General features: G+C 67.1%; 12 protein-coding genes, 1 pseudogene and 1 riboswitch. Of the genes and pseudogenes, 7 read left to right on the forward strand and 6 right to left on the reverse strand.

Annotation, left to right across the window (positions count from 1 at the left end; translation table 11 throughout):
- Both KH389_RS16895 and KH389_RS16900 read right to left on the reverse strand, forming a co-directional pair.
- Positions 1-2640, reverse strand: a complete 2640-nt coding sequence (locus KH389_RS16895; RefSeq protein ID WP_213605843.1) for an excinuclease ABC subunit UvrA — start codon at positions 2638-2640, stop codon at positions 1-3.
- A gap of 76 nt (positions 2641-2716) precedes the next feature.
- Complete coding sequence (locus KH389_RS16900; protein ID WP_100633335.1) at positions 2717-3601, reverse strand: EamA family transporter; 885 nt, start codon at positions 3599-3601, stop codon at positions 2717-2719.
- Between the two features lie 199 nt (positions 3602-3800).
- Between KH389_RS16900 and KH389_RS16905 the strand changes: the two genes are divergently transcribed.
- Complete coding sequence (locus tag KH389_RS16905) at positions 3801-4223, forward strand: NUDIX hydrolase (protein ID WP_104572655.1); 423 nt, start codon at positions 3801-3803, stop codon at positions 4221-4223.
- A 68-nt stretch (positions 4224-4291) separates the two neighbouring features.
- On the opposite strand, the gene KH389_RS16910 is transcribed toward KH389_RS16905, so the two are convergent.
- Positions 4292-4786 carry a copper chaperone PCu(A)C gene (locus tag KH389_RS16910; RefSeq protein ID WP_043861196.1) on the reverse strand — a complete coding sequence of 165 codons (495 nt, stop codon included), beginning with the start codon at positions 4784-4786 and terminating at the stop codon, positions 4292-4294.
- Complete coding sequence (locus KH389_RS16915) at positions 4786-5391, reverse strand: SCO family protein (protein WP_054915148.1); 606 nt, start codon at positions 5389-5391, stop codon at positions 4786-4788. Before KH389_RS16915 ends, KH389_RS16910 begins: the two co-directional genes overlap by 1 nt.
- Before the next feature lie 228 nt (positions 5392-5619).
- Here KH389_RS16915 and KH389_RS16920 point away from each other — a divergent pair, with 228 nt between their 5' ends.
- From KH389_RS16920 to KH389_RS16945, 6 genes and pseudogenes are all read left to right on the forward strand, one after another.
- Entirely contained in the window at positions 5620-6792 is a 1173-nt protein-coding gene (locus KH389_RS16920; protein ID WP_213605844.1) for an acetyltransferase domain-containing protein, read from the forward strand.
- A 40-nt stretch (positions 6793-6832) separates the two neighbouring features.
- Positions 6833-7027, forward strand: a riboswitch (cobalamin riboswitch).
- Positions 7028-7173: 146 nt separating this feature from the next.
- On the forward strand, positions 7174-8187 hold the full coding sequence (locus KH389_RS16925; RefSeq protein WP_213605845.1) for an ABC transporter substrate-binding protein: 1014 nt from the start codon (positions 7174-7176) through the stop codon (positions 8185-8187).
- Positions 8184-9200 carry a FecCD family ABC transporter permease gene (locus KH389_RS16930; RefSeq protein ID WP_043861192.1) on the forward strand — a complete coding sequence of 339 codons (1017 nt, stop codon included), beginning with the start codon at positions 8184-8186 and terminating at the stop codon, positions 9198-9200. Before KH389_RS16925 ends, KH389_RS16930 begins: the two co-directional genes overlap by 4 nt.
- Positions 9197-9736 (forward strand): annotated as a pseudogene (locus tag KH389_RS16935) (ABC transporter ATP-binding protein); the annotation flags it as partial. The gene KH389_RS16930 and the pseudogene KH389_RS16935, both read left to right, overlap by 4 nt.
- Positions 9737-10009: 273 nt before the next feature.
- Positions 10010-10447, forward strand: a complete 438-nt coding sequence (locus KH389_RS16940) for a pseudoazurin (protein WP_058541265.1) — start codon at positions 10010-10012, stop codon at positions 10445-10447.
- Positions 10444-11793, forward strand: coding sequence for an OprD family porin (locus KH389_RS16945; protein ID WP_213605846.1), 1350 nt, complete (start codon positions 10444-10446; stop codon positions 11791-11793). Before KH389_RS16940 ends, KH389_RS16945 begins: the two co-directional genes overlap by 4 nt.
- 3 nt (positions 11794-11796) lie before the next feature.
- On the opposite strand, the gene KH389_RS16950 is transcribed toward KH389_RS16945, so the two are convergent.
- Together KH389_RS16950 and KH389_RS16955 are read right to left on the reverse strand one after the other, a co-directional pair.
- Positions 11797-12306, reverse strand: a complete 510-nt coding sequence (locus KH389_RS16950) for a GNAT family N-acetyltransferase (protein WP_043861188.1) — start codon at positions 12304-12306, stop codon at positions 11797-11799.
- The gene (locus KH389_RS16955) at positions 12296-12757 is read right to left on the reverse strand and encodes an Lrp/AsnC family transcriptional regulator (protein ID WP_043861187.1); all 462 of its coding nucleotides are present in this window, start codon (positions 12755-12757) and stop codon (positions 12296-12298) included. Before KH389_RS16955 ends, KH389_RS16950 begins: the two co-directional genes overlap by 11 nt.
- Positions 12758-12771: the final 14 nt, after the last annotated feature.

Raw genomic sequence — 12771 nt, forward strand, 5'->3', positions numbered from 1 at the left:
TCAGCCCAGGGCCCGGGCCAGAAACGGCGCGGTACGGCTGTGGGCACTGGCCGCCACCTGCTGCGGCGTGCCACAGGCCACCAGCGTGCCGCCCTGGTCCCCCGCCCCCGGGCCGATGTCGATCACCCAGTCGCTCTGGGCCACCACGCGCATGTCGTGCTCCACCACGATCACCGTATGCCCGGCATCCACCAGGCGCCCCAGCTGCAGCATCAGCCGGTCGATATCCTGCGGATGCAGGCCGTTGGTGGGTTCGTCGAGCACATACAGGGTGGCCCCGCGGGCCATGCGCTGCAGTTCGGTGGCCAGCTTGATGCGCTGCGCCTCACCGCCCGACAGCTCGGTGGCCGGCTGGCCCAGGCGCAGGTAGCCCAGCCCGATTTCGTGCAGCACCGCCAGGGCACGCTGCACCGCCGGCTGCTGCTCGAACACCGCCAGTGCCTGGGTCACCGTCAGTTGCAGCACCTGGGCGATGTTCAGGCCCTGCCAGGTGACTGCCAGGGTCTGCGGGTTGTAGCGGGCGCCATGGCAGGTGGGGCATGGTGCGTAGACGCTGGGCATGAACAGCAGCTCGACGCTGACAAAACCTTCGCCTTCGCAGGTGTCGCAACGGCCCTTGGCCACGTTGAACGAGAAGCGCCCGGCGTCGAAGCCCTGCTCGCGGGCCGCATCGGTGGCGGCGAACAGTTTGCGCACGTGGTCGAACAGGCCGGTGTAGGTCGCAAGGTTCGAGCGTGGGGTACGGCCGATGGGCTTCTGGTCCACCTGCACCAGCCGGCGGATGTGCTCCAGGCCCGCCGTGACCTGGCCGCCGCTGCCCTGCGCCACGTCATCCTCCAGGCCCTGCTCCTGGGGCTCGCTGGGCGCAGTGGCCTGGCCCAGGTGCGCGCCCACCAGCTCCAGCAGGGCCTGGCTGACCAGGCTGGACTTGCCCGAGCCGGAAATCCCGGTGACGGCCGTGAAGCACCCAAGGGGGAAGGCCGCATCGAGGTTGTGCAGGTTGTTGCGCGTCACGCCCTCCAGGCGCAGCCAGCCGCCGGGTTCACGCGGGGTGCGCGGCACGGCGGCCTGGGCGCCGAACAGGTAGTTGCGGGTCTGCGAGGCCTCGACCTCGGCCAACCCGGCCGGGGGCCCGCTGTACAGCACCTGGCCGCCCTGCTCGCCCGCCGCCGGGCCCACGTCCACCAGCCAGTCGGCGCGGCGCATGGTGTCCAGGTCGTGCTCGACCACGAACACCGAATTGCCCGCGGCCTTGAGGCGCAGCAGGGCCTCGTACAGCGCCTCGCCATCGGCCGGGTGCAGGCCGGCCGAGGGTTCGTCCAGTACATAGATCACCCCGAACAGCTGCGAGTTGAGCTGGGTGGCCAGGCGCAGGCGCTGCAGCTCGCCCGAGGACAGGGTCGGCGTGCTGCGCTCCAGGGCCAGGTAACCCAGGCCCAGGTCGATCAGGGTGGCCACCCGTTCGAGCAGGTCCTGGGCGATGCGCTGCGCGGCCAGGCGTTTTTCCAGCGAGAGGTTGGGCGTGTGGCGCACGTCCGCGCCGCCGGCATGGGCGTTGTCGCCCCTGGCCGCGCGCTGCTGGCGGGCGTCACGGGTTTGCGCGTGGGTCAGCACCGCACCCTGCTCGTCGCCATGCTCGACATAGGTGGCGCTGGCCACCGGCTTGAGCACCTCGGCCAGCTGCAGCAAGGGCAACTGCGCCAGCTCGGCAATGTCCAGCCCGGCGAAGGTCACGGTCAGGGCCTCGCGCTTGAGCCGCTTGCCCGCGCACAACGGGCAGGCGCTGGCCCGCATGAACTGGCTGACGCGCTTGCGCATCAGCGCGCTCTGCGAATGGGTGAAGGTGTGCAGCACATAGCGCCGCGCGCCGCTGAAGGTGCCTTGATAGCTGGGTTCGAGCTTGCGCTTGAGGGCGTCGCGGGTCTGGGCCGGGGTCATGCCGGCATACACCGGCACGGTGGGGGTCTCTTCGGTGAACAGGATCCAGTCGCGCTGCTCCTGGGGCAGGTCGCGCCACGGAATGTCGACGTCATAGCCCAGGGTCACGAGGATGTCGCGCTGGTTCTGGCCCTGCCACGCCAGCGGCCACGAGGCCACCGCACGCTCGCGGATGGTCAGCGACGGGTCGGGCACCATCGAGGCCTCGTCCACCTCGTAGACCCGGCCCAGGCCGTGGCACTCGGGGCATGCGCCCTGGGGCGTATTGGGCGAGAAGTCCTCGGCATACAGCATCGGCTGGCCGTCCGGGTAACTGCCGGCGCGCGAATAGAGCATGCGGATCAGGCTCGACAGCGTGGTCACGCTGCCCACCGAGGAGCGCGCGCTGGGGGTGCCGCGCTGCTGTTGCAGGGCCACCGCCGGCGGCAGGCCTTCGATGGCGTCCACATCCGGCACCCCGACCTGGTCGATCAGGCGTCGCGCATAGGGCGCCACCGACTCGAAATAGCGGCGCTGGGCCTCGGCATACAGGGTCGAGAACGCCAGCGACGACTTGCCCGAGCCGGACACGCCGGTGAACACCACCAGCGCATCGCGGGGGATGTCCACATCCACGTTCTTCAGGTTGTGTTCGCGCGCGCCGCGCACCTTGACCATGCCGGCCGGGCCGGCATGGGGCGTGGTGGATCGAGGTGAATTCATGGTCGGACCTTGGTCGGCGAGGGTCTGGAATTGGAGCGGCGTGCGCGGCGGATCGTTCCACCGCCGCCCTGGGGCCTCAGCTCAGCGCGGCCCGCAGACGTTGACGCAGGCGCGAGCCGAACACGTTGATCAGCAACCCCACCATCACCAGCACCCCACCCCAGCATTGCAGGGTACTCAGGCGCTCACCCAGCAGCAACGCCGAGGAGCTCAGCCCCACCACTGGCACCAGCAGCGAAAACGGTGCGACCTTGCCCGCCGGGTAGCGCGACAGCAGGCCGCTCCACAGGCTGTAGCCGAGCATGGTGGCGATGAAGGCCAGGTACGCCAGGGCCAGGATCGAGTTCAGGCCGATGCCGCGCAGCGAGCTTTCGATCAGCGCCGGCCCTTCGAGCCACCACGACAGGGCGAAGAATGGCAACGGCGGAATCAGCGCGCCCCAGATCACCAGCGCCACCAGGTCGATGTTGCCGAAGCGGCGCGTGATGATGTTGCCCATGGCCCAGCATGCGGCGGCGCACAGGGTCAGTAACAGCGCCAAAAATGGCACGTGGCTGCCGTTCTCGCTGCCGATCAGCGCCAGGCCCCCGGCGGCCACCAGCAGCCCCAGCAGGCTGGCGGCGCGCAGCCGCTCACCGAGAAACATCGCGGCAAAGAACAGCGTGAAGAAGGCCTGCGACTGCAGCACCAGCGACGCCAGGCCCGGCGGCATGCCGTTGCCCATGGCCTCGAACAGAAAGGCGAACTGGCCCAGCGAGATGGTGGTGCCGTAGGCCAGCAACCAGCGCCACGGCAGTTGCGGGCGCTTGATGAAGAAGATCGCCGGAAACAGCACCAGCACGAAGCGCAGGCCACCCAGCAGCATGGGCGGCAGGCCGTCGAGGCCGACCTTGATCACCACGAAATTCAGGCCCCAGGCGACGATCACCACCAGCGCCAGCAACAGGTCCTTTAACGGCATTCTGCCCTCACCAATTTGTAATATTTCGAAACAGCATATCCTTATTCCCGGGTTCAGTTATACCCGTCGGCGGCGCATGCCTGTGTGACCAGCAGCTGCCCGGCAGCCCACACCACAAAAAACGCCGCGCAACCTGCAGAACCGTCGTATAAATATCGGCCCGGTGCCTAACGCCCCGTCCTGCCAGAGGCCAGTATCCATGCCCCTCAAACCCTTCTGCGGTGCCAAACTCGCCCTGCTGTTCCACGACCACCTGCTCACCTACAGGCGCGACGTGAAAAGCACCATCCCCTTCCCCGGCTGCTGGGACTTTGCCGGCGGGGGGCGCGAAGGTGATGAGACCCCGGTGGAATGCGCGCTGCGCGAGCTGGACGAAGAGTTCGCCCTGCGCCTGCCCCCCGAACGCATCGAATGGCGCCGCAACTACCCCAGCCTGGCCAGACCTGGCTGGGAGTCCTGGTTTCTGGTGGGGCACATCACGCAGGGGGAAATCGATGCCATCGAATTTGGCGACGAAGGCCAGTACTGGCAGATGATGCCGATCAGCGATTACCTGAAACACGCTGAAGGTGTGTGGTATCTGCAGGATCGGCTGCGGGACTATCTGGCGCAGGCCAGTTGAACCCGTTGGGTGGCGAACCACCCGGCAGGAACGGATTGCGCCGGCGCAAGGGCCGGCGCGGCGGGTACTTACATGTGGCTGTGGTCGTGCATCGAGTGCTCGCCGTGACCGTCGGTGGCGGTCAGCGAACGCACCGGGGCGTCGACCTTGATCGACTCCTTCTGGCCCTTGGCGTCTTCGACGATCAGGGTCAACGGCACCGTGTCGCCTTCCTTCACCTGCTTGACCAGGCCCATCAGCATCACGTGGTAGCCATTGGTGTCGAGCACCACCGGCTTGCCGGCGGGCAGGTCCAGCGCCTTGACTTCACTCATGCTCATCACGTCGTTGTGCATCTGCATCTGGTGCACCTGCACGGTCTTGGCCACCGGCGACTCGACACCCACCAGCTTGCTGTCGGTGCTGGCAGTGAGGGTCATGAACGCACCGGTCGACTGCTGCTGCGGCACGCTGGCGCGCACCCAGGGCTCGCCCACGGTGGTCTGGGCAACGGCGGGCAGCGCCGCACCGAACAGGGACAGCAACGCCATCGCGCCAAGCGCGTGTTTCACGGGAGAACGCATTAACAAACCTCCATTACGGTAAGCAGGTCTTCGGTGCATTCCCTGGCATTGAGGGAGTGCGAGAGGCCAAGGCGCAGCACGCCACGCGAGTCGAACACGTAGCTGGTCGAGCTGTGGGAAATGGTATAGGTGTCGCCGGCCGGCACCTTCTCGTAGAACACGCCGAATTCCTTGGCCACTGCGGCCGTCTCTTCCAGGGTACCGGACAGCGCCACGAACGAGGGATCGAAGGCCTTGACGTAGGCGTCCAGCACTTCGGGGGTGTCGCGTTCGGGGTCCAGGCTGATGAACACCACCTGCAGGAAGTCGGCGTCGCGGCCCATCAGCTTCTTGATCTGCACCGCGCGGGCCAGGGTGGTGGGGCACACCGCCGGGCATTGGGTGAAGCCGAAGAACACCATCGGCATCGAGCCCTGGAAGCTCGACAGGGTCATCACGTTGCCTTGCGGGTCCTTGAGCTTGAAGGTGCGGCCGAGGATCTTGTTGCTCAGGTCCTTGCCGTATTTGAAGTCCAGCGCGCCGGAGTTGTTGCAACCTGCCAGGGCACCGAGGCCGAGCAGGCCGAGCCCGGCGATCACCGTGCGCCGGGTCAGTAAATCGTTCATGTAACCATCCTTTTGGGAAGGTGCCGGCCCCGAGAGCGGGAGCCTTGTGCAAGGGTTTTGCGAGGCGGCATTTTGTCACGCAGGGTCGACGGGTTCCAGCGCGCAGCGCCAGATGGGTGCGGTCTGATGTCGCAGCATGGCAGTCAAGATTGTAAGGAAGATTTACCGAGCAAATAGAAATGTTATACAGTAACCATTCAATTCGCCCCCTCTGCCTGCGACCTTTCCATGACTAGCGCTACTGCCCTCCCCGCCGCCAGCAAACCAAGCCAACGCCTGCTGTCCATCGATGCCCTCAGGGGCCTGGTGATCCTGTTCATGCTGCTGGACCACGTGCGCGAAACCTTCTTCCTGCACCGCCAGGTCAGCGATCCGATGGCCATCGACAGCACCGAACCTGCGCTGTTCGTCAGCCGTACGCTGGCCCACCTGTGCGCCCCGGTGTTCGTGCTGCTGACCGGTCTGTCGGCCTGGCTGTATGGCCAGAAGCACCAGGGCCGGGGCGATGTGTCGGCCTTTCTGTTCAAGCGCGGGCTGTTTCTGGTGGTGCTGGAGTTCACCTTGGTGAACATCGCCTGGACCTTCCAGCTGCCACCCAGCGTGATCTACCTGCAGGTGATCTGGGCCATCGGCATCAGCATGATCGCCCTGGCGGCCCTGGTGTGGTTGCCGCGCCCGCTGTTGCTGGTGCTGGGCGCCGCGATCGTGGCCGGTCACAACCTGCTCGACGGCCTGCACTTTGCGCAGGGCTCTGCGCTGCACGTGCCGTGGGCGATCCTGCATGACCGCGGCTGGCTCGAGTTCTCCGACAGCCTGTGCCTGCGTACCTCGTACCCGGTGCTGCCGTGGGTCGGCGTGATCGCGCTGGGCTACGGCCTGGGCCCCTGGTTCGCCCACTCGATGCCGGCCGCCACGCGCCAGCGCCGTCTGCTGCTGGCAGGCCTGGCAACCCTGATCGGCTTTGTCGCCCTGCGCCTGCTCAACGGCTACGGCGAGGCGCCATGGACGGTTCAGGCCGATACCGCGCACACCCTGATGAGCTTCTTCAACATCACCAAGTACCCGCCCTCGCTGCTGTTCCTGGCCCTGACCCTGGGGGCTGGCCTGCTGTTGCTGCTGGGCCTGGAGCGCGCCGGGCAGCGCCGGTGGATCAGCACCCTGGCGGTGTTCGGCGCCGCACCGATGTTCTTCTACCTGCTGCACCTGTATGTGCTGAAAGTGGCGTACCTGGCCTGCGTTGCACTGCTGGGCCTGAACCAGGGCAATTACTTCGGCTTCGATGGTATCTGGGCGGTGTGGCTGACCGCCGTGCTGCTGGCCGTGGCGCTGTTCCCGCCGGTGCGCTGGTTTGCCGCGTTCAAGGCCCGCCGTCGCGACATTGCCTGGCTCAAGTACCTCTGAGGCTGGCGGGGTTTTGTTTCCCTGCGGGCGGCGTGATCGACTACCATGCCGCCCGCCGGTTTCCACACGGAATCAATAGGGAATCCGAGACGCCACTGCATGGCGTCAAACGGAACTGCCCCCGCAACTGTAAGTGCCGAGCCTGCTCCTGAAATGCCACTGGGTGACCCCCGGGAAGGCCGGAGCCAGGTGACGACGCACCAGTCAGGAGACCTGCCGGCACAGCAACAATCACTAACCGGCGGGGTGTCCGGGGAGTACATCTGTGCCGCGAGCGCCCCGCGCGCCGAACGGCCTTGCCCTGCCCTCGCGGCAGCGCCTGTCGATGTGTTTCCAGGTTGTACACCCCTGCCCGTGTACGGTTCGAATGGAGATCGCATCATGCAGTTGCCCCGCCTTGTCACCCTGCTCGCGGTCCTGGGTCTGTCGACCCTGGCCCAGGCCGCCCCGACCCACTACCCGCTCACGCTGCAGAACTGCGGCATGCCGCTGACCTTCCAGCACGCGCCCGACAGCGCCGTGACCATCGGCCAGGCCGGCACCGAGATGTTCTACGCACTGGGCCTGGGCGACAGGCTGGTCGGCACCTCGCTGTGGTTCAACGATGTGCTGGCGCAGTACAAGGTGCAGAACGACAAGGTCGAGCGCCTGGCCGACAACGACCCCAGCTTCGAGGCGGTGATCGGCAAGCGCCCGCAACTGGTGGCGGTGCAGCTGGAGTGGATGGTCGGCCCGCAGGGCGTGGTCGGCACCCGCGAGCAGTTCCATGAGCTGAACATCCCCACCTACCTGATGCCGTCCGACTGCGAGGGCAAGGACAACCTGGTCGGCGCCGACGGCACCCGCCTGGAGCCGTTTCGCATCGACAGCATCTACAACAGCATCAGCCAGCTGGCCGAGATCTTCGACGTGCAGGCGCGTGGCGAGCGGTTGAACAGCGAGCTCAAGGCACGCCTGGCCAAGGCTGCCGCCACCGTGAAGGGCAAGGATCTGAAGGACACCAGCGCCCTGTTCTGGTTCTCCAGCGCAGACCTGGACATCGACCCGTACGTGGCCGGGCGCAAGGGTATCCCCGACTACATGCTGCAGACCCTGGGCGTGCGCAACGTGGTGCAGTCCGATGAGGAATGGCCGACCGTGGGCTGGGAAACCATCGCCAAGGCCAACCCCACCTTCCTGGTGATCGCGCGCATGGACCGTCGTCGCTTCCCGGCCGATGACTACCAGAAGAAACTCGAATTCCTGCGCAGCGACCCGGTCACGCGCAACATGGACGCGGTCAGACACAACCGCATCGTGATTCTCGATGCGCACGCCATGCAGGCCAGCACGCGCCTGTTCAGCGGCATGGAGACCCTGGCCTCGGCCATCAACGGCTTCGACCTGGCGCCATGACAGGCAGCGTTGTGCGCGGCCTGCTCGCGTGCCTGGCCCTGCTGCTGGCGATACTGGCAGGGGTGGCGATTGGCGAAACGCCGATCGCCCCCTCGGTGGTGCTGCAGGTGCTGGCCAACAAGCTGTGGGCCGCCGGGCACCTGCTGGACCCGATCGATGAAGGCATCGTGTGGAACTACCGCCTGACACGTGCGCTGGTGGCCGCCGCCTGCGGCGCGGGGCTGGCCACCTGCGGGGTGGTACTGCAGTCGCTGCTGCGCAACCCGCTGGCCGACCCGTACCTGCTCGGCATCTCGGCCGGCGCCTCCACCGGCGCGGTGCTGGTGGCGCTGCTGGGGCTGGGCGCGGGGGCGATCACGCTGTCGCTGGGCGCCTTCGTCGGGGCCATCGCGGCCTTCGCGCTGGTGGCGCTGCTGGCCCGTGCCAGCGGGCCGTCCAACAGCACGGGGCAGATCATCCTCGCCGGGATCGCCGGCTCGCAGCTGTTCAACGCGCTCACCGCCTTTCTGATCACTCGGTCGGCCAGTGCCGAGCAGGCGCGCGGCATCCTGTTCTGGCTGCTGGGCAACCTCAGTGGCGTGCGCTGGCCATCGGTGTGGCTGGCAGTGCCGGTGGCGCTGGCCGGCCTTGCGGTGTGCGTGTGGCATCGGAGGGCGCTGGACGCCTTCACCTTCGGCAGCGACTCGGCCGCCTCGCTGGGCATCCCGGTACGCCGCGTGCAGGTGCTGCTGATCAGCTGCGCGGCGCTGGTGACGGCAGTGATGGTGTCGATCGTGGGCGCCATCGGCTTTGTCGGGCTGGTGATTCCGCATGCGATGCGGCTGCTGTTCGGTACCCCCCATGCGCGCCTGCTGCCGGCCAGCGCGCTGGGTGGCGCGCTGTTCCTGATTGCCGCCGACGTGCTCTCGCGCACCCTGATCAAGGGCCAGGTGATTCCGGTGGGGGTGATCACGGCGCTGGTCGGCGCACCGGTGTTCGCATTGATACTGATTGGCCGCAGGAGCGCCCGATGAACGCTGTCACCCACCCGCTGGATGAAGCTGCACTGCGCTGCACCGGCCTGGGTTTGAAGGTGCGCGATGCCGTGCTGCTGGACGCGGTCGACCTTGAGGTGCGCCGTGGCGAGACCCTGGGTATCGTCGGCCCCAACGGCTCGGGCAAGTCCACCCTGCTCAAGCTGCTGGCCGGGCTGCGCACGCCCACCTGCGGCGAGGTGCAGCTGGGCAGCAACGCGCTCAGGCAGCTGCCACGCCGCGAGGTGGCGCGGCGGTTGGCAGTGGTCGAGCAACAGGCCGACACCAGCGATGCGATCAACGTGTTCGATGCCGTGGCCCTGGGCCGCACGCCGTGGTTGTCGGCGTTGCGCCCCTGGTCGGCAGACGATCACGCCATCGTGCAGCAGGCCCTGGCCGACGTGGATGCCACCCACCTGGCAACACGCAGCTGGCGCAGCCTCTCCGGTGGCGAGCGCCAGCGCGTGCACATCGCCCGGGCCCTGGCGCAACGCCCGCAACTGCTGTTGCTCGACGAGCCGACCAACCACCTCGACATCCAGCACCAGCTGGGCATTCTGCGCCTGGTTCAGGCGCTGCCGGTGACCACCCTGATCGCCCTGCACGACCTCAACCAGGCCCTCACCTGCGATCGCCTGGCCGTGCTCGAGCGCGGCCGCCTGGTGGATGTCGGCCCGCCGTTGCAGGTGCTGACCCCGCAACGCCTGCAGGCCACCTTCGGGGTGCAGGCGCACTACCTGACCGACCCCTTCGACGGCGCGCAGATCCTGCGCGTTCGTTCCCCTTGACCTGAAATGGATAGCCCGCCCATGCGCCTTGCCGCCTTGCCCCTGCTGCTCGCCAGCGCCCTGCTCGCCCCTTCGGTATCGGCCGAGGTGCACGAAGTGAAAATGCTCAACCGTGGTGCGACCGGCAGCATGGTGTACGAGCCGGACTACCTGCGCATCGCCCCCGGCGATTCGGTGAAGTTCATCGCCACCCAGAGCGGGCACAATGCCGCCTCGCTGCCCGGCCTGCTGCCCGAAGGCGCCGAGGCGTTCAAGGGCAGGATCAACCAGCAAATCGAGCAGACCTTCAACGTGCCGGGCCTGTACGGCATCCAGTGCATCCCGCACCTGTCGATGGGCATGGTGATGCTGATCCAGGTCGGTGAGCCCGCCGCCACGCCACCAAGCCTGCCGAGCACCTTGCCCAGGCGTGCAGCAGATCGTCTTGCCGCCCTGCTGCAACGCGAGGCCGCACAATGATCGCACTGCGCACCCGTTCGGCCCTGCTGCTGGCATTGGCCGGGCCGGCGCCCCTGGTGCTGGCCGAATCGGCTCAGGAGCAGGCCAACGGCCTTATCGAAGACAGCACCTGGAGCCTGCTCAACCGCAGCGTGTACGACAACCGCGAATACCGCCACGGCGCGCGCAACAGCGGCGCACGCAATGCCTACAAGCCCCGTGCCGAGCGCAACGGTTATGCCGAGGAATGGGCCTATGGCCTGATGGGCACGTTGCAGTCGGGCTTCACCCAGGGCCTGATCGGCGTGGGCGTGGATGCCCATGCCTACCTTGGCGTGCAACTGGACAGCGGCGGCGGACGCGCCGGCAAGGCGCGCCTGCTGGGGCTGGACAACCACGGTCACCCCAAGAACGAGTTCAGCCGCGGCGGCGCGGCGGTCAAGCTTCGGGCCTCCTCCACCGTGCTGTCGTATGGCGAACAGCGGGTCAAGACCCCGGTGTTCAGCTCGTCCGACAGCCGCCTGCTGCCCGAAACTGCCACCGGGGTGCTGGTCACCAGCACCGAATTCGATGGGGTGAAACTGGTAGGCGGGCACTTCACCGAGAGCACCGACCGCAACGCCAGCAGCCATGACCAGGGGTTCGTGGTGAACTACTCCAACGCAGCAAAGGGCGATGCCTTCGACCTGGCCGGGGTGGTCTACAGTGCAAGCCCGAGCCTCAGCGCCAGCCTGTACACCTCGCGCTACGAAAATACCTGGAACCAGCACTACCTGGGCGGCACCTTCAGCCATGCACTGGACGCCAACCGCTCGCTCACCTTCAACCTCAACCTGTACCGCACCACCGACACCGGCAAGGCGTTGTCCGGGCAGATCGACAACACCACCTGGAGCCTGCTCTCGACCTACGCCCAGGGCCCGCACAGCTTCAGCCTGGGCTACCAGAAGGTCGATGGCGACACGCCGTTCGACTATGTGACCCGTGGCGCGATCTTCATCAGCAACGCCGTGCAATTGTCGGACTTCAACGCCCCCAACGAGCAGTCGTGGCAGGCCCGCTACGACCTGGCGATGACCCCGTGGGGCCTGCCCGGGCTGGTGCTGAGTGCGGCGTATGTGCGCGGCAGCCGCATCGATGGCAGCCACGTCGACCCGCGTGGCGGCTATGCGTACCTGGGCTACGGCGAAGGCGGCAAGCACTGGGAGCGCGACCTGGAGGCGCGCTACGTGGTGCAGGGCGGCGTGGCCAAGGGCACCACCGTGTCGCTGCGGCACAACGTGCACCGGGGCAACACTGCCCAGGCCGAGCTGGATGCCGACCAGATCCGTTTGGCGGTGGAATACCCGCTCAACGGGCGCTTCTGAGGTTCAGCCGGCGGGCAGGCGACATTGCATGTGGGTGGTCTGCCACACCGGGTCGGCTTCCACATCGATGATCTCGAAGCCATGTTTTTGCCAGAAACCAATGGCGCCTGGCAGAAACGGATGGGTGTGCAGGTACAGCACCTGCACCTGGTCCTGCAGCGCCAGCTCACGCAACGCGCGGTACAACTCGCCGGCCAGCCCGCTGCGGCGATAGGCCGGCAACACGAACAGGCGCACCACTTCCACCACCTTCTGTCCACGGTAGTCGAGCTGGCGGAAGCGGTGGTCGTAAGGCAGGTAGCCGATGGCCGCGACGATCTGGCCATTGCAGCGGGCCAGCAGGAAACGCCCCGCGCCGTGCAGGTAGACCTGTTCGAACTGCTGCAGGTCTGCCGGCATCCCGGTGGCGGCGAGCTTGGGGAACAGCGCGGCGCGGGCCTGCATCACGAATGCTACGGCAGCCTGCCTGTCGTCGGCGCCGGCCTGGTGCAGCGTGATCGGCTCAGGGCGCATAGCGCAGCGGCAGGCGGGTGGAGTACTTGATCTGCTCCATGGAGAAGCTGGAGCTGATGTCGGACAGGCCCGGAATGCGGATCAACTGCTTGTACACCGCGTCGTAGGCGGCCACGTCCGGCACCACCACGCGCAGCAGGTAGTCGGTGTCGCCGGCCATGCGGTACACCTCCAGCACTTCGTCGATACCGGCCACGGCGGCATGAAAGCCGGCCAGCCAGTCGGCGTTGTGCTGGGTGGTCTTGATCGAGACGAACACCACCACGCCGACATTGAGCTTCTTGCCGTCGAGCAGGGCCACGCGGCCGCGGATGATGCCGGCCTCTTCGAGCTTCTGGATGCGCCGCCAGCAGGCGGTGGTGCCCAGGCCGATCTGCTCGGCGATATCGCCCACCGCGCGGGTGCAGTCGGTTTGCAGAAGGTCGAGTATTGCCCGGTCCAGCTTGTCCATGCAGAAGCCTTTTG

It is taken from the genome of Pseudomonas qingdaonensis, assembly GCF_018398475.1.
In the GTDB taxonomy this organism is placed as follows: domain Bacteria; phylum Pseudomonadota; class Gammaproteobacteria; order Pseudomonadales; family Pseudomonadaceae; genus Aquipseudomonas; species Aquipseudomonas palmensis.

Excerpts from the sequence above, each read along its gene's own strand:
- KH389_RS16895 (WP_213605843.1), bottom strand. The coding sequence starts at position 2,640 with ATGAATTCACCTCGATCCACCACGCCCCATGCCGGCCCGGCCGGCATG.
- KH389_RS16900 (WP_100633335.1), bottom strand. The coding sequence starts at position 3,601 with ATGCCGTTAAAGGACCTGTTGCTGGCGCTGGTGGTGATCGTCGCCTGG.
- KH389_RS16905 (WP_104572655.1), top strand. The coding sequence starts at position 3,801 with ATGCCCCTCAAACCCTTCTGCGGTGCCAAACTCGCCCTGCTGTTCCAC.
- KH389_RS16910 (WP_043861196.1), bottom strand. The coding sequence starts at position 4,786 with ATGCGTTCTCCCGTGAAACACGCGCTTGGCGCGATGGCGTTGCTGTCC.
- KH389_RS16915 (WP_054915148.1), bottom strand. The coding sequence starts at position 5,391 with ATGAACGATTTACTGACCCGGCGCACGGTGATCGCCGGGCTCGGCCTG.
- KH389_RS16920 (WP_213605844.1), top strand. The coding sequence starts at position 5,620 with ATGACTAGCGCTACTGCCCTCCCCGCCGCCAGCAAACCAAGCCAACGC.
- KH389_RS16925 (WP_213605845.1), top strand. The coding sequence starts at position 7,174 with ATGCAGTTGCCCCGCCTTGTCACCCTGCTCGCGGTCCTGGGTCTGTCG.
- KH389_RS16930 (WP_043861192.1), top strand. The coding sequence starts at position 8,184 with ATGACAGGCAGCGTTGTGCGCGGCCTGCTCGCGTGCCTGGCCCTGCTG.
- KH389_RS16940 (WP_058541265.1), top strand. The coding sequence starts at position 10,010 with ATGCGCCTTGCCGCCTTGCCCCTGCTGCTCGCCAGCGCCCTGCTCGCC.
- KH389_RS16945 (WP_213605846.1), top strand. The coding sequence starts at position 10,444 with ATGATCGCACTGCGCACCCGTTCGGCCCTGCTGCTGGCATTGGCCGGG.
- KH389_RS16950 (WP_043861188.1), bottom strand. The coding sequence starts at position 12,306 with ATGCGCCCTGAGCCGATCACGCTGCACCAGGCCGGCGCCGACGACAGG.
- KH389_RS16955 (WP_043861187.1), bottom strand. The coding sequence starts at position 12,757 with ATGGACAAGCTGGACCGGGCAATACTCGACCTTCTGCAAACCGACTGC.